This is a genomic window from Bacillus sp. FSL K6-1366 (genome assembly GCF_037976695.1).
Taxonomy (GTDB): domain Bacteria; phylum Bacillota; class Bacilli; order Bacillales; family Bacillaceae; genus Bacillus; species Bacillus subtilis.
Genome location: NZ_CP150268.1, coordinates 633,920 through 658,581 on the forward strand (window position 1 = coordinate 633,920; position 24,662 = coordinate 658,581).

General features: G+C 40.7%; 26 protein-coding genes and 2 pseudogenes. 8 read left to right on the top strand and 20 right to left on the bottom strand.

All coding sequences use genetic code 11. The annotated features are described in order from the left end of the window. Positions 1 to 36 precede the first annotated feature (36 nt). Entirely contained in the window at positions 37 to 171 is a 135-nt protein-coding gene (locus tag MHI44_RS03405; RefSeq protein ID WP_003229983.1) for a YqzM family protein, read from the top strand. A gap of 39 nt (positions 172 to 210) precedes the next feature. Here the strand turns inward: MHI44_RS03405 and MHI44_RS03410 are convergent, their stop codons facing one another. The 3 genes from MHI44_RS03410 to comEA form a co-directional block, all read right to left on the bottom strand. Beyond that, positions 211 to 2,541 carry a DNA internalization-related competence protein ComEC/Rec2 gene (locus MHI44_RS03410; protein ID WP_339202871.1) on the bottom strand — a complete coding sequence of 777 codons (2,331 nt, stop codon included), beginning with the start codon at positions 2,539 to 2,541 and terminating at the stop codon, positions 211 to 213. A 3-nt stretch (positions 2,542 to 2,544) separates the two neighbouring features. Continuing rightward, positions 2,545 to 3,114: a ComE operon protein 2 gene (locus tag MHI44_RS03415; protein WP_003229978.1), complete on the bottom strand. Its 570-nt coding sequence runs from the start codon at positions 3,112 to 3,114 to the stop codon at positions 2,545 to 2,547. A gap of 66 nt (positions 3,115 to 3,180) precedes the next feature. Beyond that, positions 3,181 to 3,798: a competence protein ComEA gene (gene comEA / locus MHI44_RS03420; protein ID WP_029317886.1), complete on the bottom strand. Its 618-nt coding sequence runs from the start codon at positions 3,796 to 3,798 to the stop codon at positions 3,181 to 3,183. Between the two features lie 83 nt (positions 3,799 to 3,881). Here comEA and comER point away from each other — a divergent pair, with 83 nt between their 5' ends. Continuing rightward, positions 3,882 to 4,703: a late competence protein ComER gene (gene comER, locus MHI44_RS03425; RefSeq protein WP_014480313.1), complete on the top strand. Its 822-nt coding sequence runs from the start codon at positions 3,882 to 3,884 to the stop codon at positions 4,701 to 4,703. A 65-nt stretch (positions 4,704 to 4,768) separates the two neighbouring features. Here comER and MHI44_RS03430 read toward each other — a convergent pair whose 3' ends face one another. From MHI44_RS03430 to MHI44_RS03465, 8 genes are read right to left on the bottom strand one after another with little or no spacing between them, the layout of a single operon-like run. Further along, on the bottom strand, positions 4,769 to 5,512 hold the full coding sequence (locus MHI44_RS03430; RefSeq protein ID WP_029317885.1) for a class I SAM-dependent methyltransferase: 744 nt from the start codon (positions 5,510 to 5,512) through the stop codon (positions 4,769 to 4,771). Next, positions 5,509 to 5,865, bottom strand: a complete 357-nt coding sequence (rsfS, locus tag MHI44_RS03435) for a ribosome silencing factor (protein ID WP_014480315.1) — start codon at positions 5,863 to 5,865, stop codon at positions 5,509 to 5,511. Before rsfS ends, MHI44_RS03430 begins: the two co-directional genes overlap by 4 nt. Before the next feature lie 17 nt (positions 5,866 to 5,882). Beyond that, the gene (gene yqeK, locus MHI44_RS03440) at positions 5,883 to 6,443 is read right to left on the bottom strand and encodes a bis(5'-nucleosyl)-tetraphosphatase (symmetrical) YqeK (RefSeq protein WP_029317884.1); all 561 of its coding nucleotides are present in this window, start codon (positions 6,441 to 6,443) and stop codon (positions 5,883 to 5,885) included. Next, positions 6,433 to 7,002 (bottom strand): nicotinate-nucleotide adenylyltransferase, encoded by a 570-nt coding sequence (locus MHI44_RS03445; RefSeq protein WP_339202875.1) that lies wholly within the window; start codon positions 7,000 to 7,002, stop codon positions 6,433 to 6,435. The genes yqeK and MHI44_RS03445 overlap by 11 nt, the downstream gene beginning before the upstream one ends. An 11-nt stretch (positions 7,003 to 7,013) precedes the next feature. Then, on the bottom strand, positions 7,014 to 7,304 hold the full coding sequence (gene yhbY, locus MHI44_RS03450) for a ribosome assembly RNA-binding protein YhbY (RefSeq protein ID WP_003226133.1): 291 nt from the start codon (positions 7,302 to 7,304) through the stop codon (positions 7,014 to 7,016). Next, the gene (gene aroE / locus MHI44_RS03455; RefSeq protein WP_029317883.1) at positions 7,298 to 8,140 is read right to left on the bottom strand and encodes a shikimate dehydrogenase; all 843 of its coding nucleotides are present in this window, start codon (positions 8,138 to 8,140) and stop codon (positions 7,298 to 7,300) included. Before aroE ends, yhbY begins: the two co-directional genes overlap by 7 nt. A gap of 17 nt (positions 8,141 to 8,157) precedes the next feature. Then, on the bottom strand, positions 8,158 to 9,258 hold the full coding sequence (yqeH, locus tag MHI44_RS03460; RefSeq protein WP_003229966.1) for a ribosome biogenesis GTPase YqeH: 1,101 nt from the start codon (positions 9,256 to 9,258) through the stop codon (positions 8,158 to 8,160). A 3-nt stretch (positions 9,259 to 9,261) separates the two neighbouring features. After that, positions 9,262 to 9,780 carry a YqeG family HAD IIIA-type phosphatase gene (locus MHI44_RS03465; RefSeq protein WP_003226126.1) on the bottom strand — a complete coding sequence of 173 codons (519 nt, stop codon included), beginning with the start codon at positions 9,778 to 9,780 and terminating at the stop codon, positions 9,262 to 9,264. 361 nt (positions 9,781 to 10,141) lie between these two features. On the opposite strand from MHI44_RS03465, the gene MHI44_RS03470 reads away from it, so the two are divergent. Further along, on the top strand, positions 10,142 to 10,282 hold the full coding sequence (locus MHI44_RS03470) for a sporulation histidine kinase inhibitor Sda (RefSeq protein ID WP_003226124.1): 141 nt from the start codon (positions 10,142 to 10,144) through the stop codon (positions 10,280 to 10,282). Between the two features lie 305 nt (positions 10,283 to 10,587). Here the strand turns inward: MHI44_RS03470 and MHI44_RS03475 are convergent, their stop codons facing one another. Beyond that, a complete protein-coding gene (locus MHI44_RS03475) occupies positions 10,588 to 11,319 on the bottom strand; it encodes an SGNH/GDSL hydrolase family protein (protein WP_003229964.1) in 732 nt (243 codons plus the stop codon). Positions 11,320 to 11,570: 251 nt separating this feature from the next. Beyond that, positions 11,571 to 12,323: an N-acetylmuramoyl-L-alanine amidase CwlH gene (cwlH, locus tag MHI44_RS03480; protein WP_015251672.1), complete on the bottom strand. Its 753-nt coding sequence runs from the start codon at positions 12,321 to 12,323 to the stop codon at positions 11,571 to 11,573. 186 nt (positions 12,324 to 12,509) lie between these two features. On the opposite strand from cwlH, the gene MHI44_RS03485 reads away from it, so the two are divergent. Beyond that, a complete protein-coding gene (locus MHI44_RS03485; RefSeq protein ID WP_101172378.1) occupies positions 12,510 to 13,136 on the top strand; it encodes a TVP38/TMEM64 family protein in 627 nt (208 codons plus the stop codon). Positions 13,137 to 13,154: 18 nt separating this feature from the next. On the opposite strand, the gene gnd is transcribed toward MHI44_RS03485, so the two are convergent. Beyond that, positions 13,155 to 14,048 carry a phosphogluconate dehydrogenase (NAD(+)-dependent, decarboxylating) gene (gnd, locus tag MHI44_RS03490; RefSeq protein ID WP_217011418.1) on the bottom strand — a complete coding sequence of 298 codons (894 nt, stop codon included), beginning with the start codon at positions 14,046 to 14,048 and terminating at the stop codon, positions 13,155 to 13,157. 251 nt (positions 14,049 to 14,299) lie between these two features. Between gnd and MHI44_RS03495 the strand changes: the two genes are divergently transcribed. Beyond that, positions 14,300 to 15,022 carry a hypothetical protein gene (locus tag MHI44_RS03495; protein ID WP_010886572.1) on the top strand — a complete coding sequence of 241 codons (723 nt, stop codon included), beginning with the start codon at positions 14,300 to 14,302 and terminating at the stop codon, positions 15,020 to 15,022. A gap of 32 nt (positions 15,023 to 15,054) precedes the next feature. Here the strand turns inward: MHI44_RS03495 and nucB are convergent, their stop codons facing one another. After that, positions 15,055 to 15,465 carry a sporulation-specific Dnase NucB gene (gene nucB / locus MHI44_RS03500; protein ID WP_009967785.1) on the bottom strand — a complete coding sequence of 137 codons (411 nt, stop codon included), beginning with the start codon at positions 15,463 to 15,465 and terminating at the stop codon, positions 15,055 to 15,057. A gap of 195 nt (positions 15,466 to 15,660) precedes the next feature. Between nucB and MHI44_RS03505 the strand changes: the two are divergent. From MHI44_RS03505 to MHI44_RS03515, 3 genes and pseudogenes are all read left to right on the top strand, one after another. Continuing rightward, positions 15,661 to 16,005, top strand: a pseudogene (locus MHI44_RS03505) (sigma-70 family RNA polymerase sigma factor); the annotation flags it as partial. A gap of 145 nt (positions 16,006 to 16,150) precedes the next feature. Further along, positions 16,151 to 16,621, top strand: coding sequence for a MarR family transcriptional regulator (locus tag MHI44_RS03510; RefSeq protein ID WP_339202879.1), 471 nt, complete (start codon positions 16,151 to 16,153; stop codon positions 16,619 to 16,621). 150 nt (positions 16,622 to 16,771) lie between these two features. Further along, positions 16,772 to 18,184, top strand: a complete 1,413-nt coding sequence (locus tag MHI44_RS03515) for an MDR family MFS transporter (protein ID WP_339202881.1) — start codon at positions 16,772 to 16,774, stop codon at positions 18,182 to 18,184. Positions 18,185 to 18,369: 185 nt separating this feature from the next. On the opposite strand, the gene spoIVCA is transcribed toward MHI44_RS03515, so the two are convergent. From spoIVCA to MHI44_RS03540, 5 genes and pseudogenes are all read right to left on the bottom strand, one after another. Further along, positions 18,370 to 19,830 (bottom strand): site-specific DNA recombinase SpoIVCA, encoded by a 1,461-nt coding sequence (spoIVCA, locus tag MHI44_RS03520; protein WP_339203511.1) that lies wholly within the window; start codon positions 19,828 to 19,830, stop codon positions 18,370 to 18,372. Next, a pseudogene (locus MHI44_RS03525) lies at positions 19,788 to 19,966 on the bottom strand (hypothetical protein). Before MHI44_RS03525 ends, spoIVCA begins: the two are co-directional and overlap by 43 nt. 656 nt (positions 19,967 to 20,622) lie before the next feature. Further along, positions 20,623 to 21,720, bottom strand: coding sequence for a glycosyl hydrolase (locus MHI44_RS03530; protein WP_339202883.1), 1,098 nt, complete (start codon positions 21,718 to 21,720; stop codon positions 20,623 to 20,625). Between the two features lie 834 nt (positions 21,721 to 22,554). Next, positions 22,555 to 23,685, bottom strand: coding sequence for a hypothetical protein (locus MHI44_RS03535; RefSeq protein WP_106073588.1), 1,131 nt, complete (start codon positions 23,683 to 23,685; stop codon positions 22,555 to 22,557). A gap of 316 nt (positions 23,686 to 24,001) precedes the next feature. Beyond that, the gene (locus MHI44_RS03540; protein ID WP_076458142.1) at positions 24,002 to 24,535 is read right to left on the bottom strand and encodes a hypothetical protein; all 534 of its coding nucleotides are present in this window, start codon (positions 24,533 to 24,535) and stop codon (positions 24,002 to 24,004) included. Positions 24,536 to 24,662: the final 127 nt, after the last annotated feature.

Sequence of the window (24,662 nt, forward strand, 5' to 3'; positions counted from 1 at the left end):
ATTCCATTATACTTAAGTCAGTCAGGAGGGATAAAGTTGAATGATTTTGAAAAAAACGTTCAAAGCAAACGAAATGATGCTGTAGATTCAGCTGTTGGTTTTGTTGTGTCCTTCGGATTTTTCGCCTTCTTGTTTGTCATGGCAACGGTTATTCACCTAGTTGGTTCATAACAGCGACTGCCCGGGCTGCTGATTTCTCGGCAGTCTTTTTTAGTTCGTCTCTGTTATATCTGATGTATCATATGGAGGATAGACAGAAAAGGTTCCAACTCTGTTTTTGTATCTATATTGGATCGTTCCGTTTTGATCTGTTCGCAGCACGCGGATAGAATGTCTCTGTAATAGTTGCAGAACTTTTTGATGAGGATGATGGTACCGATTGTTTTTCCCGGCTGAGATAATGGCCGTTTTCGGCTGAAGCTGTTGGATGAATTCTTCACCGGTAGAGCCTTTGCTCCCATGGTGCCCCACCTTTAAGACATCTGCTTTAATATTTGGAAACACGTCCATCACCTCCTGTTCCCCTTCTTTCTCCAGATCACCCGTCAAAATCCAGCTCAGAACGCCCGTCTCCATCCACAGAACGAGAGAGGAATTATTTTTGCTTGACGGATCAGGTGTTTCAGGTGACAGTACATGGAACTGCAAATCCTTTATTTGCAATACATCGCCTCGCTTCACCTCTTCAATTGTCACTCCCTCTTCTCTGGCTGTCTGCAGCACTTTCTCATCTTTAGGTTCAGAAACGAACCCTTTCGGAATCACGAGGCGCTTTACTTTATGATGCTTCAGCAGAATCTCCGCCTCTCCGATATGATCTTGGTCAGCGTGCGTCAGAATTAAAGCGTCAAGCTGTTTGATTCCCTTAGCAGTTAAAAACGGAATCAGCACCTTTTCCCCCAGTGAAAACGGATGCTGTTTTTCGCGCCAAGGCTCTGACGAGTAAGACAAAGTGCCGCCGGTATCAATTAAGACACGACCCCGCTGATGCGGAGCACCTACAAACATGCTGTCACCCTGTCCAATATCTATCATATCCACTTCTCCTTCGGAACTAAGACACGGATATATAAAGAGCAGAAACAGCACCGTGCAGCAAATGCCGCCGGTTACCATCAACTGCGACAAGGAGCGTTTTTCAATCGCCATAAGCAATAGGATGATCGTGACCGTGAATAAAAAAAGCAAAACAGGTGCAGGATGTGCGATCATAATCGTGAACACATCAACATCTGCAATGTTTGTGATTAGCCTATTGGTCCAGCTTATCAATAAATCAAACCAACTGAAAAACAATCTCCCAAACGAAGCGGAAAGACTTAATAGAAGAACACCTGCTACAGCTCCCGGCAAAATACAGAAGGTATAAAATGGTACCATCAACATATTCATCGGTACGCTGATGATAGAAAACTGATGAAAATGATATAGAAGAATCGGAAGCGAGCCCAGCTGAGCGATGAGTGATACAATTGTCAGCTGTCCCAAGGAGGTTTTAACCTGCTGAAAAATAGAAGAGGATAGAATTAAAGAAAAACTGACGGCGAACGATAGCTGAAAACCGGCTTCAAAGAGATGATAAGGATTGAAGAGCAGAAGGACGATGTATGAAAGGCAAATTGCAGTTGCAGAGTGGACACGCCATTTGACAAGGCTTCCAGCTAAGTAAACACCCGACATGAGAGCGGCGCGTAGCACTGAAGGAGCAGCGCCGGTCAACATCACATAGAGCGGCAGAAATAACAGCAACAGAATTGACGCCTTTTCTCTAGTTATACCAAGGCGAATCATGATATAAAACAAACCTGCTGTCAAAATCCCCACGTGGAGTCCTGATATTGCCAAGAGATGGACAACACCAAGCTTTTGATACGCGGTAAGCACTTCATCCTCCACATAAAATCTGTCACCAACTGTAAGTGCCTGTACAATCCCTGCCGAATCAGGAGGCAAAAGGCTGTTTGTGAATGATATGATATGTTTTCTCAAGCTGAGCACCTTGTACTTAAAATTTTCAGGTTCGCTGCAGTTTTGAATAGACGTGACAGAGTAGTTCCAATGAATATGCTGCCGATAAAGATACTCGTTATAATCAAATGCACCCGGCACAGTTGCGTGATTCGGTTCTTCCAATGTACCAGTTAACTCACATGACACTCCTGGTTCTATGTATAACAGCTGTTCTTTTTCACCAGCAGACTGAATGCGATACGCAGCAGCCCATTTTTCCTTATCAGGTGTCTCAACCATCATAGACATACGGTCGCCGTCAATTTTGGGAATAGTGTCAATCACTGCCTTGAATTGATAAGTTCCCTGCCGATAGGAAGAGACATTCTGAGAATCTGTGACTGCATACAGTACAAAAAACAATATAAAAGAGAAGAAACAAACAATAATGAGAAAAGCGTGCCTCGTTTTGATTAAAATGATGAGGAGAAAGAGGCTGAAAAGAAAAATAGCGGGGAAATAAGCGGCGGCAGTAATTCCAGCCGTTGCCGAAGCTGCCGCCATAGGCAATAATAAGCGCGAATTACGCATTCATCACACGTAGCTCGTGAAAAGTGTATTCGCCTGTTCATGTATCTTTTTCAATTCTTCCTCCGCTAAACCGGCATCAGCCAATTTCCCTATAAGACCCGCTACAAATGAAAGCTTTTCCCTGTTTTTCAGATCAACGATCATTTCATCGAGTTCAACCTGTTCAACTGTTACACCCGCCTGTTCAAATAATTCCTGCGCATACGGATGTGTTTTGTAATCCTCAGCATAATAAACCGTTTTGATACCAGCTTGAATAATAGATTTGCAGCATTGAATGCACGGATAATGCGTCACATAAATCTCGGCTCCATCAGTCGGCACCCCAAACTTAGAGCATTGAAGAATCGCATTCATTTCAGCGTGAATGGTTCTTGCGCAATGATCATCTATCATTAAGCATCCTTCATCTGCACAATGTACGCCGCCCGCGATTGACCCATTGTAGCCTCCTGCTATCATGCGTTTGTCTCTGACTATAGTAGCGCCGACAGATAATCTCGGACATGTGCTGCGCAGCGCCAATAAATGGCTTTGAGCCATAAAGTATTGATTCCATGAAATTCGTTCCACGTTGTTCCCTCCAAATGTTGTGTTGCCTGACCTTTAGTTTACCTATCATAATGCATGACCGTCAAATCACTTTACTGTAATGGAAGACTTTATTTTCTCAAATGACTTTTCACCTATTCCTGAAACCTTAGTGATATCTTCAATTGTTGGGAAACGCCCGTTTTCTTCCCGGTATGCAATAATAGCTTCAGCTTTGGATGGCCCCACCCCTGAGATGCCTTGTAACTCCTCTAAGGTTGCTGTATTGATATTCACCAGCGCTCCCTTCCCTCCATCGCTTTGGACAGCCCCTCCGCCACCTTGCTGCACTGCTGTTTCCTCTCCCTTTTTCGGGATGTACACCACTGTCCCGTCCTGCAGAATCTCCGCCAAATTTACTTGCGCTTCGTCTGCTTGTTCACTGGTCCCGCCCGCTTTCTCAATTGCCTGAGATACTCTGTCCCCTGTTCGCATTTCATAAACGCCAGGATGCTGAACAGCACCTTTGATGTCTATCACAATTGTTTCGTTTGACTCGTCGTTGTTTGCTTCCTGCTTTACCACTGTATTTTCTGTCTCTGTTGGTACAGCTTGCTTCACCGGCTCTTTATTTTTCCCTGTGGCCAGAAAGATCATAATCGCTGTGAAAACAGCCGCAGAAGCCGCTAAAATAATTGCTTTCTTATGCTGATTCAACCAATTCATCGTGCATGTTCCCCGCTTTCGTCATATTTTATTTTCATAACACATATGGTTTAGAGGATAATAGCTCAAAGGAGGGGAAACCATTGAAGATAGGCTTTATCGGCACAGGAAATATGGGTACGATCCTTATCGAATCATTTATTGAATCAAAAGCAGCCGATCCCTCAAACATGACAATCACAAACCGCACAATTGAAAAAGCGTTGCACATAAAAAACCGCTACAACAGCATAAACGTTACCGAAAGTCTCGAAAAGCTCGTTTCTGAAAACGAGATGATTTTTATTTGTGTTAAGCCGCTTGATATATATCCTTTACTGGCAAGAGCGTTACCTTATTTAAGAAAAGATCATATTCTCATCTCAATTACAAGCCCCGTTCAAACCGAACAGCTCGAACAATATGTGCCGTGTCAAGTGGCTCGAGTGATCCCAAGTATTACGAACAGAGCGCTGGCAGGTGTTTCTCTCGTCACTTTCGGCACAAGCTGCGGCGAATCTGCAAAAACGAAAATCAATGAGCTGATGCAGCATATCTCTCATCCGCTGCAAATTGAAAGTGACATCACCAGGGTTGCATCAGACATCGTAAGCTGCGGCCCCGCTTTTATGAGCTATCTGATTCAGCGGTTTATAGATGCAGCTGTTTCGGAAACATCAGTGTCTAAACAGGACGCGATTTTGATGTGTAAGGAAATGCTTGTCGGAATGGGAAAACTGTTAGAAACCGAATTGTATACCCTGCCTGCATTACAGGAAAAGGTTTGCGTTAAAGGCGGTGTAACAGGAGAAGGCATTAAAGCGCTGGAAAGCGGTGTGCAGGATATGTTTCACCGGGTATTTCAAAATACTCATATGAAGTACGAGGAGGATATTTCCGCAGTGAAAAAGCAGTTTCATGTGTAGGCGAGTATGTCATACGTTCGTCTGTACTGCAAAAGCATAAAAAAGCATTTTAAAAAACCATCGTTTTAGGAAACGATGGTTTTTGATTTCTGCGCCTTGAAAAATAGGCGTTCTGATTGTGCTGATGGCTCGGTATCCGTAAAATCAGCTGTCACGCGATGGAGCTGAAAGCCGCAGTTCTTAAGCATTTCTTCGTATTCTTCCACTGGGAACGTTCTTTGCTCGTGTGTCTCATCAAAACGATCATACGCTTCTCCATTCCACACAAAAAACGACATATCATGAATGACAGAAAGCTCGCCACTTCCGGCAAAGCTCTGCCAAATATAGCTGATATCTTCGTCCTGGTCAGCAAATGTGCTATCCGGAAAGACTTCCGCAATTTTATAAGATGAATGGACATCAAACAGCAAAATGCCTTCAGGCTTTAATACCCGAAATACACTTTTAAAGGTTTCGATCACATCATTTTTTGTTTTTAAATAATTTAATGAGTCACAGCATATCACAACAGCGTCAAACTGACCGTCAAAGCCGGTAATCTCTCTCATATCCTGCTGAAGAAATAAAATAGGCTGGCTACTCGATACCTTTTGCTGGGCGAAAGAAAGCATCTCTTCGCTGAGATCGATGCCTGTAACCTCGAAGCCTTTTTCGGCAAGCCGGATGGAGATTTCCCCCGTGCCGCATGCTAGATCGAGAATACGGCCTTTTTCCGGGAGAGATGCTTCAATCCATTTTGTCCATTGATCGTAAGGCGCGTGTGACATTAACTCGTCATACACGCTTGCAAAGCCTTGATAAATCATTGATTCATTCCAAGATCAAGATCTGCGAGTGGAGCGTCTCCCCACAGCTTTTCAAGGTTGTAGTAGCTTCTTTCATCCTTGTGGAAGACATGGACAATTACATCGCCTAGATCAACGAGAACCCATCTTGCTTCATCAAAGCCTTCCATCTTTTTGACTTGAATGCCGTTTTCATCAGCTTGATCCTTGATTTCACGGGCAATAGCCTGTACCTGTTTATCTGAATTTCCGTGGCAGATCAGAAAATAATCAGCAACCAGAGAAATACCTTCCATATCCAGTGCTAAAATATCCTCTGCCCGTTTATCATCGCAAGCCGCAGCTGCGATCTTTAAAATGGACTTTTGGTTCATTCACAAATTCCTCCTGTTCAGCTGCCAGACACAAGCCAGTTATACGTTAAAAATGTGTCTGGAAAAACCGGTTGATTTTTTTTCATAAGAAAAACCATTGTATTTTTAATGGACTGAATCAGCGCTTGATTCAAATCTGTCTCAGCAAGCTTACGCACCTCATCGACACCGGGAAATGCCCGGTTTGGCTCAATGTAATCGGCAACGTAAATGACTTTTTCTAAAAGTGTCATGCCGGGGCGCCCTGAGGTATGATACCTAATGGCGTCAAGAATGTCTTCATCTTGAAGCCCTGCCTCTCTTTGGACCAAATAAGCGCCGACCGGAGCGTGCCAGAGCTCCGGATTATGATCCAATAAATGCGCAGGCATTTTTTCTCGGGCAATAATTTGTTTCATTTCTTCTTTCGGGCGGAATTTGGCGTAATCATGAAAGATTGCCGCTGTTTCCGCTTTTTTAGAATCGGCTCCAAAACGCTCCGCAAGTTCGATCGCCGTGTTCATCACGCCAACCGTATGGATATATCGGTGTTCGGTCAATTGCTGCTTCACGCATGCAAGTGCCTCCTCACGATTCATATAAACCATTCTCCTCTACATACTTCTTCACTTTATCAGGGATTAAGTAGTCAGTGGGCTTCTTGCTTTTAAACCGTTCCCTTATCATAGTTGATGATACCTCAAATTCCGGAACGTCTGCAAAGAGAAGCGGATAAGGGGTTTCAACATGAAAACCGGGGCGCTTTACTCCAATAAATTGAATGAGGTTCAGCAGCTCGTCCAGCTTATACCATTTCGGCAAATATTCAATCATATCAGCGCCGATAATAAAGAACAGCTGATCATTTGGATAACGCTGCTTCAGTAAAGAAACGGTATCAAAGGTATATGATGGCCCTTCTCTTTCCATTTCAACAAGCTCCAGCTTAAAGGACGGATTAGATTGAATTGCAAGCTTTAGCATTTCCACGCGATGAAAGCTGTCGGTATAGTCTTCGTTCTGTTTATGCGGCGGAATTTGATTAGGCATAAACCAAACTTCATCAAGCCCCGCCTGGTACAGCACCTCATTAGCCATTAAGAGGTGACCATTATGCGGAGGGTCAAACGTGCCTCCGAAAATTCCGATTTTCTTCATTTCAACCACCTTTAAGGAAGCTCGATTTGTTTATTTTCCTTTGATTCCTTATATAACACAATCGTATTGCCGATTGTCTGCACCAATTGAGAGCGGCTTCCTTTTACAAGAGCTTCCGCTACATCGTTTTTATCCTCTTCGCAATTCTGAAGCACGCTGACTTTAATCAGCTCTCTCGCTTCAAGCGCCTCAGCAATTTGTTTAATCATGTTGTCGTTTACTCCGCCTTTACCTACTTGAAAAATCGGCGTTAAATGATGCGCTTTTGAACGCAAAAAACGTTTTTGTTTACCTGTTAACATTCTGTTCCTCCTAATTTTCCTGTTACAATGGATCTCATTTTTTCAATATCAGGCTCTTGTCCAGTCCACAATTGGAAAGACAATGCTGCCTGTTCAACAAACATGCCCACACCGTCGAGTGTTTTCAAGCCTTTTTGGCTTGCTTCCTTTAAAAGGGCCGTCTGTATTGGATTATACACGATATCACATACGACGGCACTGCTCGCGGCACGCTGTAATGAAAGCGGCACATCGTCCACGTTCGGATACATGCCCACAGACGTTGTATGGATGATAACATCATACTGCTCAAGACGTTCTTCTGCTTCTTTTATGCTTAATACTTCTTTATTGTGAAACGAGGGAGTAGCTTCTGTAAGCCGCTTTGCTTTTTCTAACGTCCGGTTGCAAATGTCAAATTTTTTCGGGGTATTTCGGACAATTGTTGTAAAAATGGCTCTCGCCGCTCCGCCAGCGCCGATCATTAAGAATGACAGTTCAGAGATGGGCTTGTCTAATACCTTCATTAATGACTTCACGAAGCCTTCCCCATCGGTATTGTATCCGACAAGCTTATCTCCCTCTCTTCTGACCGTGTTTACGGCACCGAGCACTTTTGCACTCTCATCAATATGATCCAAATAATCCATAATGGAAACCTTGTGCGGAACAGTCACATTGATTCCTTGTACGCCTAGAGCTCTTATTCCTTTTACCGCATCCTCCAGATCATTCTCTTCTACCTTGAAGGCATGATAATGTCCGTCAAGCCCGAGGTCTTTCAATGATGCGTTATGAATATCAGGTGACATAGAATGGCCAATCGGATTTCCGATAACCCCGTACAGCTTTTTCATACTCCTCTCCCCTTTTCTTAAATTAATGAACGCCGAACAAATACATGAACGCCTTTTGGCGCGTATGCAGTTACCTTTTTATCAGCGTCATGGACAGTAACCCAGCCTAACCCAGAGAAAACGATATCTGTCTTTTTGTCTTTTATCGTAAACGTATGGGCGACCAATTCCGGAAACTCATCCATTTCATCTTTACCCGGAGGTGTGAGCAATTCCCCTGCATGCTTTTCATAAAGCGCGTCTGCATTTTCAAGTTTTGTTCTATGAATCATCAGTTCATTCGGCATATAGCAAATAAAAGGAGATCTTTCCCCAGACACATAATCAAACCTTGCAAGTCCGCCAAAATACAGTGTTTGCTGATCATTAAGCTGGAATGTGCGAGGCTTCAGCTCCTTTTTAGGAGATAATATTTTCAGATCCTTTTTATTGACATAATGCGCCATTTGATGGTTGTTGATAATTCCCGGTGTATCATAAAGCGATGAACCGTCATCCAGCGGGATTTCAATCGCATCAAGGGTTGTGCCAGGAAATTGGGATGTTGTAATAATATCTTCTTCACCTGACACTTCTTTAATAATCCGGTTAATAAAGGTTGACTTTCCTACATTTGTACATCCGACAACATAGACGTCTTTTCCATTGCGGTAATGCTCAATCGCGTCAATTACTTCTCTGATTCCCTGGCCGCGTCCCGCACTGACCAAAAATACGTCAACCGGTTTTAAGCCAAGCTCTTTCGCTTCACGCTTCATCCATTGGATCAGACGCTCTCTTTTCAGTGACTTAGGCAAAATATCCGCTTTATTGCCAACTAATAAGATAGGGTTTCCCCCCACCAAGCGCTGCAGCCCATTAATCCAGCTGCCGTTAAAATCAAAAATATCAACAATTTTTACGACAAGAGAGTCCGTTTCGCCAATACCGTGAAGAATGTTCAAAAAATCATCATCAGTTAAGGAGACATCTTGTATTTCATTATAGTTTTTCAGTCTGAAGCAACGCTGGCAAATCACATTTTCTTTCGTAAGCGATGCAGGCGGCGCGTACCCCAAACCTGTTTTGTCCTCGGTTTGGATCGTAACTCCGCACCCGATACAAACAACCTTTTCCATTTCTTACTCCTCCCACTGAATGTGCCCTTTTCGTTTGAGAGCACTCAGTATTCTGCGTTCGACCTGGCGGTTAAAGCGCGTAATGAATCCGTCAGAGGAAGCGACTGGCACGACCAAAATCGTATGGTAGCCGTTTCGGTTTCCCCCGAGTACATCGGTCAGCAGCTGGTCTCCGATGACAACGCAGTCCTCTTTTTTCAGCTCCATATTGCGCACCGCTCTATTAAAGGCTTTACCCATCGGTTTTCTTGCTTTATAGATGAATGGGATTCCAAGCGGTTCTGAGAAAAGTTTCACTCTTCTTTCGTTATTATTAGAGACAATTGTCACTTTAATGCCGTGTTCCTTCATTTCTTCAAACCACTCGATCAATCGCGGCGTCGCGTTCGGCCTGTCCCATTCAACAAGCGTATTATCCAGGTCAGTAATAATCCCTTTTACATTTCGTTCCTTTAATTTCTCAGGTGTAATATGAAAAATATTTTTTACAAACTCGTCAGGTAAAAAAAACTTTTTTAACAAAACCCGCACCCTTCCCTTTTTCTTTCTTTCAAAATGATTGTCGAAAAAAATCGAACTTGCGCCTAAAGAAAAACTGAGCAAAAAAATTTCGACAAAAATTGGGTTTCTTCACCAGGTGTGGATAAATTTACACACACTATCCACTCTTATTACATCACTCTTTAGACAAATTATAAACACGATACTCACAAGTTATCCACTTTTTGGTGTGGATAACAGAACGATTGTTCTTATATGCATTTCATGGTAGATTAAAGATAACTTCAACCTCAGATGAACGCAACTTATCATTGTATGCGTTAAAATCATGAATGATTCCAACTTTTAAGGAGGTGCCTCTCCCATTAATTGGGTTCCTAGCATGAGAAAACTGTCTGATGAATTACTAATAGAATCTTATTTCAAAGCCACCGAAATGAATTTAAACCGTGACTTTATCGAGTTAATTGAAAACGAAATAAAAAGAAGATCGCTCGGACATATTATTTCCGTATCTTCTTAATAGGAATTTGTCTATTTTTTCCGGGCGTATTTCCTTTTTTTACTCAGATGACTGATATTATATCACTTTGGCTGCGCGCTTTACTACTATTTTCAGCAAAAAACACCCCTAAAAAGAGGTGTTTTAAAGGGCCGGTTATTATGCTAACCAGTATATGCCGCCCACAACCAGGAGAACAACAACTAAAACAACAATAAAAGCGTATCCATATGCTCTGCCTGCGCCATACATGTGAAGCGCCTCCTTAATAAGGTTTTATAACAGCCTATGTAGGAGAAATAAATCGGACTAGGCGGTTGTCCGGCTCAACGCTGCAGGATCTGCCCATCTTGTATTCCTTCATATACGATCCTTGCCCCTTTAGGTGTCATATGATTTCCAGAAGGATCTATAAGACCAGATTGGATAAGCGCTTCATCAGTTGCTTTTCCGCCGTCTGCTTCTATAAAATGCTTCCAGTTATCTACAAGAGGGACATCCAGGCGCTTCGACACATCTCTTGTAATATCGTTATATGAGTTGTGCCATTTCCTTGCTCCGCCTTTTGGTTCAAAAGCAGCTGCTTGATATCTGGAATAGTAAAACAAATGATGCTTCCCATTACCTTCTATAATTGGGATACACGTCATTAAGATTGGCTTGATCCCGTGTTTTCTGCTTTCTTCAATAAAATAAACCAGATTTTCTCTAAAACGCTGCTTCGACACTCTCGGTTTCCCCTCAGTCAGTATGGCAGCGTCATTGGTGCCGAACATAATAAACAAATACTTCGGTTTTTGATCCAGCACATCTGTCTGAAATCGGAGACGGGCATCCTCTGTCGTCTGTCCGCCGATTCCCGCATTGAGTATATCAAGGTTACCGCGCTCAGCTGTTTTTAATATATTGACCCACTGCTGTGCTTTTGGATAATCGCGATAATCCCAATTAGAGCCACGCGTATTGCTGTCACCAAATGCTACAACGTCTTCGTATCCCCTTCCCTCGCATCCTGCTGTAACGAACAGCAGAAGGAAAAGGATGATAAAATGTTTCATCTTTACACCCCCAAAAGCCTCACCTTAATGTTATACCTCTGTTTCTCTTCGTTCAATGAAGAGTTTTTCGCTATCACTGTTTTTTCCTATAGTTAACGTGTCCCCCTCAGTGAATATCATTCTGCTTTCATTGCGGCGCAGCTGATGATTTTTTAAAATTCCCTTCTTTCCAATCTGAAAAACACACAAACCAAAGAAAAGAAAATAACCTGAATCCGCACTGGAAACAGGTTATCCGTTAAATCCTGCATTTACTTTAACTTCGATTTAAGCTTGGCCTTTGTTTTTGGCCCATAAATCCCGTCTGCAGTTAATCCGTTCATGAGCTGAAAACGCTTGACGGCATTCGCTGTTTTCGGTCCGTAAACTCCATCTATGCCATTGTTTTTGGCTCCCTTATCAGGGTAAAAGTGAAGTGCAGCTAAAGCCTTTTGCAGTTGGAGAATGTTTGTGCCCTTTCGATAAGGCGAAGTGAGCTTTATAACCCCAGACGGCAGAGGATATGATGGTAAAGGTTCTTTTGGAGGTGTATCCGAGGAAGAAATTCCGTTTATAAAAGAGTTCCAGTGGTTCAAGAGTTTCCGCGGACATTCTTTCCCAGACCATTTTTTGTGGGGAACAACACGATGTAACGGAATATTGTTTTCCTTCATCAGCTTTCTGATCAGCCACTGGGCATTTGATGTTGCTTTTTCAAAATCGCCATCAGCATTTTCGCAGATTTCAATCCCGATCGATTTGCGGTTTCCTGTCCCGTTTGTACCGTCTCCCGCATGCCAGCCGTTTTCATCTATCGGGAGATGCTGATAAATGACTGAATCGTCAACTGTAAAATGCCAGCTTTCGGATGTGCTCGGGTTTTTTACAAAATTGGCGTGCATTTTCGCATCAGCGCCTTTTGCTGTATTCGCTGTATTATGCACCGTAATATAAGCAGGCGTCATCGCATAGCCAGGACGATTATCATTTGATACCGGTATAAAATCCTTTTTTATGGTTACCATTTCTATCCCTCCCTATTATTAAGAATGCAGAAAACAGAGAGATGGACAGCCTTTTTTATGAGGTAAAAAAGAATTGTGTTCTCAACCTGGTTTTCAGTTGAACCGCTGAAATGGCACCAGTTATACTAATTTAGATGACGGAGGTTTTGGCTCCTGACATCACCTAAGTTGGGAGTGACCATAGACATGTTAAAAAAAGTAATAGGTATACTTGTGATTATCGCTATCATTGCAGTCGGTTTTTTTCAGAAAGAAGCTTGGCTTGATGCAATCAAAGCAGGAGGGATGTTTTCCGTTTTATTTAGTATGCTGCTGATTGCTGCCGATGTTTTTTTCCCAATAGTGCCGTTTGCTTTGGTTGCTGCTTTAAATGGCGCAGTGTTCGGGACTGCAAATGGAATTTGGATTACACTGACCGGCTCAATGCTTGGTACAATATTGCTGTTTTTTCTCGCCAGGTACAGTTTTAGAGATTGGGCCAGAAAAAAAGTTCAGGCCTATCCTGCCATACAAAGCTACGAGGCTTCCTTCAACAAAAACGCTTTTACCGCTGTTTTATTAGGAAGGCTGATACCTGTCATACCTTCACTTGTAATGAACGTGATCTGCGGGCTGAGCCAGGTTCGCTGGCATGTTTTTTTCTTTGCGTCTTTAATAGGGAAAATCCCCAATATTGTTGTTGTCACTATTGCAGGTGCCAATTTCACCAGCAATAAATTATTGTCTATCAGCATTTACGGTGCATATATTCTGATCATCATGCTGGTCATTTATAAAAAGTTCCCTCATCTTCTAAAGATGCCAAAAAAATAAGGAGGCTTGTTGGCCCCCTTACTTTTTTTCTGTCGCATGGCCTCCAAATTCATTTCGAAGCGCAGCGACCACCTTTCCTGTAAACGTATCGTCTGTTAAAGAACGGTATCTCATCATCAGTGACATGGCGATGACCGGAGTTGCCGTCTGCAGATCAAGCGCGGTTTCCACCGTCCATTTTCCTTCACCTGAGGAATGCATAATGCCCTCGATCTGATCCAGTTTCGCATCCTTAGCGAAAGCTCGCTCAGTCAGTCCCATAAGCCAAGAACGAATGACAGAACCATGATTCCACACTCTGGCAACCTTCTCGTAGTCAAAATCAAATTGGCTGTTTTCAAGCACTTCGAATCCTTCACCAATCGCGGCCATCATTCCATACTCAATTCCATTATGGATCATTTTTAAAAAATGTCCGCTTCCCGCTTCACCAGCGTATAGATAACCATTTTCGACGGCAGTATCACGAAAAAGCGGTTCCACAATCTCCCATGCTTCATGATCGCCCCCCACCATAAAACAGGCTCCATGCCGTGCGCCTTCCATTCCGCCCGACGTTCCGGCATCGAGATAATGGATACCCGCTTCTTTCATTTGATTGTAGCGGCGAATTGATTCTTTATAATGAGAGTTTCCAGCTTCGATAATCATATCGCCTTTACTTAATAAAGGTGATACATCACGCAAAACAGCATCGACAATGCCATGCGGTACCATAACCCATAGGATACGCGGCGGGTCTAATAAAGAAATGAACTCTTTAAGATTCGTTGTCCCCTCAGCCCCGTATGCTTTCAGTTCATCAACAGCCGCTTGATTTACATCATATCCAACCGCTTGATGATTGCGGTCAATGAATTGCTTTCCTATGTTTATGCCCATTTTCCCTAAGCCGATTAATCCAATTTTCATATCTGTTCCTCCTGATTGTCTAAAAAGCCTTTACTCTTTATGTTCCCTTTGGATTGTATTGTGATACGCAGAAAACAAATGGGGCTTACATCGTCTGCGCATGTAAATTTTATTTTTCATGACTGACTGTGCCTGCCAGTTCTATTACTGAATCTCTTTATATCCATAATTATCACTTTATCCTTGATTTACCATTAGTTTAAGTTAAAATATGGGAAGGTATTCGATTTTTTTAGTAAAAAGAAGGTGACATGTTGCAGAATCAATCTCATACTCTTATCGGAGTTACGAAAACCGCTGTATTCTTTTTATACGCTGCACTTGCAATCATCGGTTTTGCAATCGGGTATTTTATTCCGCAGATTGCGAAATGGGCATTATCCCTCCCCTGGATCCCTCTTGAAGGACCACTTCGGCTCATTACCTCTTTTCAGGGATCTACAGCTTCATTTATCACTGCTCTTCTCGGTATGTGTGCGGGGATTTGGTTCGCTCATTCTGTTATTGCAATGCTGCTGTCTGTCAAAATTACAGATCACACAGTGGAATTCATCAAAGGAAAAAAAGTGCAAACAATTCATTCCGATGACATCGCTCTTGTATTTATGGATCACAAACGGCTTGTCCTCCTGGGAACAGCCGGATATGAATTGGTACGGGAAGAAATTGATGAAAAACCAGTAAACGTTGAGAAGGCCTTTAGACAGCATCATTACGAATGGGCAACAGATGGTGATCCGTTTAAAGATCAATTTCGCCGATGGATTCCTGATGCACCAGACCTATCGCAAGGCGCCCATGCCTTATTAAAAGCTCGTCACAAAGCACTGCAGGACGAAGAAAAAGACGATATTGAAGAATTCCGTCTCGAACTGGCACAGCTGGGCATCGTTGTACGGGACGAAGGCACACGCCAATATTGGCGAAAAGCAGAAACCTATCCCCCGAAAATTCAGCTCGGCGAAGGATTGTAACAACAGAGGCTCAAGAAAGAGCCTCTTCTTTATTACTGCACAATAAACAGCACTCTGGTGCCGTCAGGGTAGCTGCTCATTTGATTCCCTACCCACGAGCCGGCGCCGCGATTATCAGAAGGCGTCACATATCGGACATCAGCCCCTGCACCGCCTTCCTCGCAGACCGCCATCGGCCACTCATCCCGGTCATAGCCCGGCTTGGTCGGGATTCCCTTTAAAGATTCCTCCCGCCTTTTGTCTGCTCCATCTCTGTCAATGGTACAAATATCTGGATGTCCCTCTGCAATCGCATCCCTAATATGACTGCCGGTTTCCGGATAACGAGACAGCGGAAAATATAACACTTTGTCATACGAAGATGCGCCTTGGATCTGTTGCGGAACCATTAAACAAAGAAGAACTGCTGCAGCAAGAAACAGGCCTGCCATCCATTTTTTCATTCCCATCCCCCCATACCTTTGTTCATTTCAATGTATGGGCGCTTGATGAAGAATATTTTTAACATTTGAAGTTAGTATGCTGCTTACCAAAGCCGGACTCCCCCGCGAGAAATTTCCCGGTACAGACACAGACAGCCTCCCGGTCACATACATTTACATATAGGCTTTTGCCTACATACTTTTGTGGAGGTGACGATGGTGACAGGTGTTTTCGCAGCGCTCGGCTTTGTTGTTAAAGAGCTTGTCTTTTTAGTATCTTACGTGAAAAACAATGCCTTTCCACAACCGCTCTCAAGCAGCGAAGAAAAAAAATACTTAGAGCTCATGGCTAAAGGGGATGAACATGCCAGAAACATGCTGATTGAGCATAATCTTCGCTTGGTCGCCCATATTGTGAAAAAATTTGAAAATACAGGTGAGGATGCAGAGGACTTAATCTCCATCGGAACGATCGGGCTGATAAAAGGAATTGAAAGCTATTCCGCTGGTAAAGGGACAAAGCTGGCGACGTATGCAGCGAGGTGTATTGAAAATGAGATTGTAATTACAAAAGGGGGGTGCATACTCCTCTTTAATACGTTTACATATATTCGGTGATCTCTTCTCCTCTCTAGGTTTATTATTGAAACGGAAACAAAAATCCATTACACTATTGCTGATGCACCAACGGGTGGGAGGACTCGCCATGAACAAAAAAGAACTGCTCCTAATGAATTTCAGGGATTTGTTTAACAAGATGGCTTGGCTTAATAAGCCAAAGATGGAAGTCTGTCTTAAAGGGTATAAGCCTTCTGAAGTACATTGTATAGAATCCATTGAACATGGAAATACTAATGTGACAAAACTTGCTGAGTCCCTTTATATGACGAGGGGCGCCATTAGTAAAATGACTAAAAAGCTCATAGAAAAAGGCTTAATCGAGAGCTACCAGAAGCCAGATAACAAGAAAGAAATTCATTTTAGGCTTACCGAGCAAGGGAAAGAAATTTATAAAATCCATGATAAACTGCACAAAGAGTTTCTAGAGCGTGATAAGGCAGTATTTGAACAGGTAACCGAGGAACAATTTGATTTTATGATTAACTTTGCGGAAAAGTATAATAGACATTTGGATTCAGAAATAAAAAAACATGGTGTTGATATTAAGTCGGAATAAATTTAAATAATGAAAATGTAACCACAGGCAGCCAACTCTATTGAGTTTCGGCTGCCTTTTTATTACCGTTATTTTGTTGACGCGGAAACAAAATTATGTTATTTTTTGTTGACTAGGAAACAAAAATACAACTTTTGAGAGGAGAATAATATGTTAAAAGGCAAAGTAAAGGAACCAGGATTACCAAAAGAAATCCTCATGGCTGCCTGGGCTATTGCACTTGGAGCAATTGCCCCAATGCTTGACTCAACTATGGTGAACATTGCCATCGACAAATTAAATAAGGATTTCAGTACGACGTTGGATACCATTCAATGGTCCATTACAGGTTATGTTTTAGCTCTTGCTATTGCAGTTCCAGTATCCGGATGGCTTATGAACAAATTTAATGGAAAGAAAATCTTAATCGGCGCAGTCATTGCCTTTGGTGTAACTTCTGTTTTTACTGGAATTAGTTGGGATGTTTCTAGCTTTATCTTATTTCGTTTGCTTCAAGGATTTAGCGCTGGGATTATTACTCCACTTATGTCAACACTCTTGGTTAAAACAGCAGGTCCAGAGAATATAGGAAAAGTTATGGCTATCGTCAGCACACCTATGATTTTGGGCCCAATCTTAGGACCTGTAATCGGGGGCTTCATCGTTCAAGCTACATCATGGCATTGGATTTTCTTCATCAACGTGTTCATCGTTTTGATTGCTGCACCACTGATGATGAAAACTCTTCCAGACTTTGAGCCATTCAACAAAAATAGTAAACTTGATATTTTTGGAATTATCAATCTATCCTTAATGAGTGCAGCAATGATATACGGAATTACAAAAGCAGCAGACCATGCATCATTTAACAATAGCGAAACAATCCTATGGGTGGGCTTCGGCCTCGCTTTAGCTGTAATTTACATCGTATATAATCGAATCAGAAAAAATCAAACCGTACTCCCTATAAATTTGTTTGCACACAAAAACTTCTTAACATCCAGCGTCGGGTTATTATTAGCGAATATTGCCGTCATGGGACCCATGTTAATACTTCCATTGTTCTTTCAAAACTTCCGTCATTTCACGGCAATCGAAGCTGCGCTTGCATTAATCCCTCAAGGAGTTGGGATGCTCGTTACTCGGCCAATGATTGGAAAAATGATTGATAAGATCGGTGCAAAATACGTGGTTATGGTCAGTCTTGTTCTTTCGCTTATCGGATCTATTCCGCTTATCTTTATCACCGATAAAACAAGTATGATTTGGATTTCTATCATATTATTCATCCGCGGGACCAGTTTTGGAGGGATTATGCTTCCGTTGACAAGTGATGCTTATACAGGACTTGACAGCAAACAACTTCCAGAAGCAGGTGTCGGTATTAATATTATTGAAAACCTTGGTTCAAGTTTTGGTTCAGCTGTTATCGCAACTGTTGTCGCAACTACTATACAAGGATTGCAACCAACGATTGCGAATGACTTAAAAGGTTACCATGCCGGATTCTTAGTATCCGCCATTGTCCTTGCAGTAATCTTCATCCCAAGTCTATTTCTCACACATAAAAAGCATGCACAATAAAGAAATCTGCACTTGAATACTCGACTGCTGAATGGTTTGTTTGGATAAATGTTGATACATGTAATGTGCACCAGTTTCATAAGCCCATTTAGAAAGGCGCTTACTAATTTGATTGGCTATCTGTTTTCTTCGATGTCTGGATCTACTTCAGAGGTTCCAATTACAAAAAGAGGGCAATACCCTCTTTAATAAGTTTCAATATATATGGTGTCAGAATCCACAACGGTAACTTCTTTCACGATAAAGTTAACAATTGTTTTTTTATCTTCAAGAGTTAAGTTATCTGCACCGAATGATTGAAAATAGTCTATAGCTCTTTTTAGAGCATTTTCACTTGAGCTTGTATCATCCAGGACTTTCATTTTTGATTGAATTTCGTTACACTTTTCAGTAAGCTGGTTTTGTTTTTTTTGCAGCTCAATAATTTGTGCTTTGATTTCATCAATATCTAAATCATCGTCATCGCTTAGGCTGATTAGCGTTAAAAGACGCTTGCGGCCTTTTTTTGTTTTCTCTATCTCTTTTTGAATGAGTTCTAATTCATCAGACAGGTGATTTGATTGTTCAATCTCTTTAAAAGAAGCATACTTTTGGGGATTTGTGATGAATTTAAAAATTTCATCACATACATGCCGGTTCAATTTATTCTCAGACATTTCTTTTCCGCAGCCGCGATCCTTTGCGCCAGAATAATTTTTCCGGCAAGTATATACATAGTAGTCTTTACCATGTGATTTTCTTTTCTTCCCTGTCATGGTATTTCCGCATTTTCCGCATCTAACCAAACCCGATAACAAGTAATTGTGAGGGCTGATACTCAAGTGTTTTCTTTTACTTTGACCTAAGAGTTCTTGAGCATAATCCCATTGTTCGGCTGGGATTATTGCTGGAATTGAAACAGTGATTTGCTCTGCTTCAGGTCTTATTTTAATTATAGATTTGTTTCCTGCCTGCTTTGAAACATAGGAACCCTCTGTATCATATTTATACTGTCTATGTTCACCCTTATAGGAAGAGTTCATTAATATTTGCCGAACAACCTGCCTGTGCCATACTTTGGCGCCTTTTTTTGTTTTAACCCCCATCTGAGTTAAATGTAGAGCAATACCATTTACTCTGCCGAAAAAAGGGCTTTTATGATCGGTGAAGTAATTGAAAATCATTCGAATAATTTTTGCTTCCTCTTCAAATATCTCAAGAGTTCTTTTCTCTTTAACAAATTTATAGCCATATAGCTTGGAATCTTTAATGATCATGCCTTTTTTCATTTTTTGAAGTCGGCCGCTTGATGTCCGTTCTTTGATTTTGGCTTTTTCAAATTCTGAGATTGCCCCGCGCATTGCGAAAAACAATTGACCCTCTGGAGAATTGGCGTATTCTCCATTTACAAAAATCAAGGGTATGTTTCGCTTTCGGAGTTCATCATCTATGATAAGCTGATTCATTAACTTCCGAGAAAGACGGTCAGGATCGTAACAAATGACTTGACTTATAAGTCCTTTGCTTGCATCCTCTCTCAAGCGATTCAACGCCGGACGTTCTAAAAGCTCTCCAGAAAATCCTTCATCGGCATACTTCAGTACATCCTTAGTCCCTGCTTTCTTTATACAGGCCTCGATCTGGCTGTCGATGCTCGATCCCTTGATCGCTTGCTCCTCGGTCGATACCCTTACATATATTGCTATCACCCTGGATCTCCTTCCTATAAAGTTTTATTAAATAATGATAGCAATCGTTAATGCATTTGTCAGCTTGCGGTCCCTCGATGATTATTACCTTCATAAAATGCATCACCCCTTGGGTAATGCTATGTAATAACTGTTTGTCCTAATGAGGTGATTTTAAGAGTTGAAAACAAATAAAAACACCGATAGTTTGAAACCATCGTTGTTTTCTAGAGTTTTTACTAAACCCACTAGGTCTCTATAAAGTGGGAGTGTATATTCAGTTACAAATGTCTGTTATTTCAAGCATTTAAAGTCAATCATTTAAAGTCAATCATTTTGAGTTCAAGGTATAAGCAGGTCTTCAAAAATACATCATATAATAAAGGAAGGTACAATACCCTTCCTCTTTATGCACAAACTCGATCTGCGGCTATTTTGAAACCACCATTTGATCTTCATCTAAGAAGGAGTTTTTTATTAAGTAACCCTCAAAACCACTTAATTCCCTGCCTGTAAATTTTTCATTGAAACCAAAAAGTTATTGCGGTCTCACCGAAAATTCATCAACATCACGACAATCCTTTTATAAACAAAAAAAGAGGAGCAAACTCATGTCTGCTCCTTAACGTTTTTCTTTGCACAACGACTAGTATCTTCTTTTGGAAACCATAACGTCAATTTCTTCTATGATGAGATGAATTTTTCTGTAAGAAATTCAGCAAGTGTTACTCAACGACATGAAGAAATTGTTTATGTCCTTTGTCATTTCAGTTATTCAACTATTGGTGTAAGTGAACTACCACTCCACACTTCGCCCTTATTCAGTGTCCAACTGTCATTATAGAGATTAGAGGCACCTTGATTAGCCACAGGGCTCCAATCCTCATCCCAAGCTAAGAAATAGATGGTTTTAGGATATTTTTGTTTAACTGCATTGATAAATTGTGAATAATCCAGGCTGCCATTTTTTGTTTGCGGACCAACTTCTGTAAAAGCAAATGGCTTATCCAGAGCCGTTAACTCGTCATATCCTTTAATCGAATAAGCATCTGAGAAATATGCATCTAATCCCACAATGTCAACATATGATGAGCCAGGATAAAAATCTATCTTAAAGTCTCTGTTAGCGTCTGGTGCATATACCCAAATCAGGTTGTCCAAACCTCTTGTATCAGTCATATAATGATAGATTTTTTGATAAAGTTGTTTGTAAAGTGAGATGCGCTGGCTGTCTTTTTTGTTATATTCGGTTAGTCCCCACCAAAACCATTCTCCATTCATTTCATGAAGAGGCCTGAATAGAACAGGTACACCTTCATTTTTTAACTGATCAAGGCCATCTGCAACTTTGCTCAGAACAGCCTCTAATCGCTTACCCTCTGTAGTTGATGAGTCTAAGATTTTTTCATACTCACTGTTTGAAATATGGGAAGCATTTTTCCCAAAAGTACTGGATGCAGGATTAGCTAGATGTAAGCTAATCTGTGGTATTCCACCACTTTTCCAATATGAGATTAAGTCACTGTTGCAACTATAGTCGATCGTCTCAGTAATATCAGAAATATAGGGCTTCTCCAACCATCCACTGGAATAGTCACAACCATAAATTGCGGGTAACTGGCCTGTAGCATTCTTAATTCGGTTGGCTTCTTTCATGGAAAACGAAGCATTTGTGAATCCGCCGAATGCACCTGACAGTATGCGATTTTCAGATCGGTTTGGTAGATGAGCTAGCCAATTCATCAACTCTTTCGTTGTCGCCTGAGCATTAGGATTCACAGGGTTGACTGTATGAGCAGATGCTGTCTGTGAAAAAGCTGAAATGATTATTGAAGAAAGTAATATAAAAATACTAACTTTTTTAAACATACATATTCTCCATCTTCTTTGTTTTTAGGATTACTAATCATTAATTCTCTTAAGATTAATTCACTAACAATTTAATCTATCTTTCTCCTAGTAGTTTATGATTCTCCTTTCAGTTTTAAATTAAGAGAGTTTTCCTTCGAGATATTACATTACCCATTATAAATCTCCATTTTTTGGGCATTAACTATATTAAACCTAAAACTACCTTCTTACATCAGACAGTTTTCCTGTTTTTATATATGCCTAACAGTCTATAAAATAAACTTTTTCTTTTGTATTGAATTCTTTTTTCCTATTTATCTGGTTTATTTATTATCGATATAAAGAGGTGAACCATTTTTTCACTCTCTTTTTTCCTTTCTTCGAAACGATTTTTAAAATAAATGTTTGAAATACTCCCCAATAGTCACCAACAATAGAGCTCAACAATACTTTTGCGACTTGATGACGATTCCGCAACAATCCTTTTATAAACAGAAAAAAGAGGAGCAAACATATGGTTTACTCCTCTAACTTAGTTGCTTTACCTTTTGCTTCTGCATATTCTGGTGTTTTCTTTGACAGCCCAACCTGTCTGTCACTTTCTCCGTTACCTAGCATATAATCAAGCTCCTTAATACGAAGCTAAAAAGTTATTGCGGTCTCATCGAAAATTTAAATTGCGGTGCCCTATTGCCTTTTTCTCTCCGCAAAAATAAGGTTATTATACCTATCAGTTTTCATGTCTGATTTCGGTCAGAAAGTTGATGATATGCTTCACTGTGCTCTACAGTAAAATTAGTAACGAGTCCTAAACTTAAAGTAACTACAGTAAGAGTAATGATTACGCCCTTTTTAAAATTCATACAGGCATTCTCCCCTCTGAATTTGTTTTTGCGTTTCAAGCATTTTTTGATGATAAACATATGATGTTTCAAATTCCTTTGATTTTGCAAAAACTTCAGCCGTATCAATTGCGATATCTTCCACATACGCATAATTCTTATTTCTTTCTAAGTAATCAATCGTTTTTTTGATACCCACTTGATCTACTGCATTAATATAAAGTGCTTCCAAATACTTTTGCAGGGACACAAAAAGTTTATCACCTTGGGATATTGCAGCGGATAAACCCTTTTTACTCATTTTTATTGCTTCACTTGTTTTCCCCTGCTTAAAAAGAAATTTAGCGTATGTAAACAAGGAATGTGGTAAATTGCTCAACTTAGCACTTTCTGATACCTTGGCAGCCTCATTTAAGAAATGATCTGCTTTATCATTTATTCCTAAATCTGCGTAATTCTTTCCGAGATTGTAGTAAGCCGAGCTAAGTAGCCTTTCATTGCGATCTAATTGTTTGGACAACTCTAAGGCTTTTTCAAGGTGCGGCAAGCTTTTCTCGAAATGTTTAAAATCAACGTAATTTCCAGATATCACGAAATGACATTGTATTTTTCGCACTTTATAAAGTTCATATTGATTATAAATGTCCATCGCCTGTTTAACATGGTGCATCGAGATATGATTTTGCTTCATAATATAGTAAGCTTCAGCCAACTTAAAATGAAATTCCGCCTTCTCAATATCATCATTAACATGAGTAAGATGTTTTTCTGCTTCTCGATAAAAACCTATCGCTTTGACATATTCCCTTTTATCAAACTCATACATTCCACGAAAAAACAGAGAATAGTAAGACAACAGGCCAGTTATCCCCTTGTTGGATGCTTCTATTTTTTCAAGTAACTCATCAATAGTTGGTCTTATACGTGTCGTTACGGGTTCCAAATAATCTAACATGAGCTGATGACGGAATTTCATTAGGGAGAAGTAAATGAGTAAATACTCATCTTCCTCCATCCGTTGGATTTCTTGCTCCACCTCTGCCTTTAAAATCTCTGCATCCGGAACACTAAATTGACGTATCATTTTATACCATTCATTGATCTTTACGCCAACTTCTGACGATGATAAAACCGGATTCACAGGACCCCTCCTTTTATGTCTTTTTATGTAATATTCTAACATTTCCAAAAAGTGTTTGAACCGCAAAAAAACCGCAAACTTTTTATTCGGTTTGTTCATAAAAAAAAAGCAGGCATTATGCCTGCTTTTTTGTAAGGACTCTATCAATTAAAAACATAAATAAACTGAATAACAAGGACATAACTAACATGTCGAGTATAGTAATCCCCGAATCTCTTTTTATTCCAAAAAACAAAATAGCTTGTAAAATCAAAGAGACCAGGAAAAACAATATGTACTTCATACTTTTCATGTTAGAACATCCCCTTTAGCATTTTTATTTACCGATACAACGTACACTAAACCAAGCTAAACTTGCAGCTAAACCAACAACTCCGCCTTTAATGGCATTTTTACCTACAATTTTAATGATCTGAATTGCAGCTTCTTTCCAGAGTTTCTTTTCAAGTAATTTTTGCAAACCACCTGAAATAAATCCGATTCCAGTGAAGTCAATGATCTTATCTTTCAAGCACCCCATATATGATGCTGTCGAGAAATCTCCTACAGGATTTGGAACACCTACTAGGTCAGATTCAGTGAGTTCTTCACCATTAACCATTTTAACAAAGGCAACGATAGACGCAACGTTCTCAGGTCCGAATTTTTCGGAGACTAATTGCTCATTTACAACATATTTACCGTTTTCGAGAGTAGATGCTTCATCAAAAATAAACTGCATGTCCTGTGCTAGTTGATCTTCTTCTGAAAGATTTTGCGCATTAGCGAAAGGCGTAAACACCGCTACAGATAAAGCTAAAGCACACAACAAGGCAACAACAGACTTCCAATTTCTCTTTAAGGCAATCAACTTTGAAACTCCTCCTTTGGAAATGATCAATATTACCTAATATTGTTATATCAATTATTTATATGCTTATCAACCATAATTTACATATTTCTCTATTCCATGGTACTATTTTGATATCATAACAGTT

What these genes read in the sequence shown, in the direction of transcription:
- comEA (WP_029317886.1), bottom strand. Translation starts at nt 3,798, where the DNA reads ATGAATTGGTTGAATCAGCATAAGAAAGCAATTATTTTAGCGGCTTCT.
- MHI44_RS03410 (WP_339202871.1), bottom strand. Translation starts at nt 2,541, where the DNA reads ATGCGTAATTCGCGCTTATTATTGCCTATGGCGGCAGCTTCGGCAACG.
- yhbY (WP_003226133.1), bottom strand. Translation starts at nt 7,304, where the DNA reads ATGTTAACAGGTAAACAAAAACGTTTTTTGCGTTCAAAAGCGCATCAT.
- MHI44_RS03430 (WP_029317885.1), bottom strand. Translation starts at nt 5,512, where the DNA reads ATGATTTATCAAGGCTTTGCAAGCGTGTATGACGAGTTAATGTCACAC.
- MHI44_RS03485 (WP_101172378.1), top strand. Translation starts at nt 12,510, where the DNA reads ATGTTAAAAAAAGTAATAGGTATACTTGTGATTATCGCTATCATTGCA.
- MHI44_RS03510 (WP_339202879.1), top strand. Translation starts at nt 16,151, where the DNA reads ATGAACAAAAAAGAACTGCTCCTAATGAATTTCAGGGATTTGTTTAAC.
- yqeH (WP_003229966.1), bottom strand. Translation starts at nt 9,258, where the DNA reads ATGGAAAAGGTTGTTTGTATCGGGTGCGGAGTTACGATCCAAACCGAG.
- MHI44_RS03530 (WP_339202883.1), bottom strand. Translation starts at nt 21,720, where the DNA reads ATGTTTAAAAAAGTTAGTATTTTTATATTACTTTCTTCAATAATCATT.
- cwlH (WP_015251672.1), bottom strand. Translation starts at nt 12,323, where the DNA reads ATGGTAACCATAAAAAAGGATTTTATACCGGTATCAAATGATAATCGT.
- gnd (WP_217011418.1), bottom strand. Translation starts at nt 14,048, where the DNA reads ATGAAAATTGGATTAATCGGCTTAGGGAAAATGGGCATAAACATAGGA.
- aroE (WP_029317883.1), bottom strand. Translation starts at nt 8,140, where the DNA reads ATGAAAAAGCTGTACGGGGTTATCGGAAATCCGATTGGCCATTCTATG.
- MHI44_RS03445 (WP_339202875.1), bottom strand. Translation starts at nt 7,002, where the DNA reads ATGAAGAAAATCGGAATTTTCGGAGGCACGTTTGACCCTCCGCATAAT.
- yqeK (WP_029317884.1), bottom strand. Translation starts at nt 6,443, where the DNA reads ATGAATCGTGAGGAGGCACTTGCATGCGTGAAGCAGCAATTGACCGAA.
- MHI44_RS03470 (WP_003226124.1), top strand. Translation starts at nt 10,142, where the DNA reads ATGAGAAAACTGTCTGATGAATTACTAATAGAATCTTATTTCAAAGCC.
- MHI44_RS03515 (WP_339202881.1), top strand. Translation starts at nt 16,772, where the DNA reads ATGTTAAAAGGCAAAGTAAAGGAACCAGGATTACCAAAAGAAATCCTC.
- rsfS (WP_014480315.1), bottom strand. Translation starts at nt 5,865, where the DNA reads ATGAACCAAAAGTCCATTTTAAAGATCGCAGCTGCGGCTTGCGATGAT.
- MHI44_RS03475 (WP_003229964.1), bottom strand. Translation starts at nt 11,319, where the DNA reads ATGAAACATTTTATCATCCTTTTCCTTCTGCTGTTCGTTACAGCAGGA.
- nucB (WP_009967785.1), bottom strand. Translation starts at nt 15,465, where the DNA reads ATGAAAAAATGGATGGCAGGCCTGTTTCTTGCTGCAGCAGTTCTTCTT.
- MHI44_RS03495 (WP_010886572.1), top strand. Translation starts at nt 14,300, where the DNA reads ATGTTGCAGAATCAATCTCATACTCTTATCGGAGTTACGAAAACCGCT.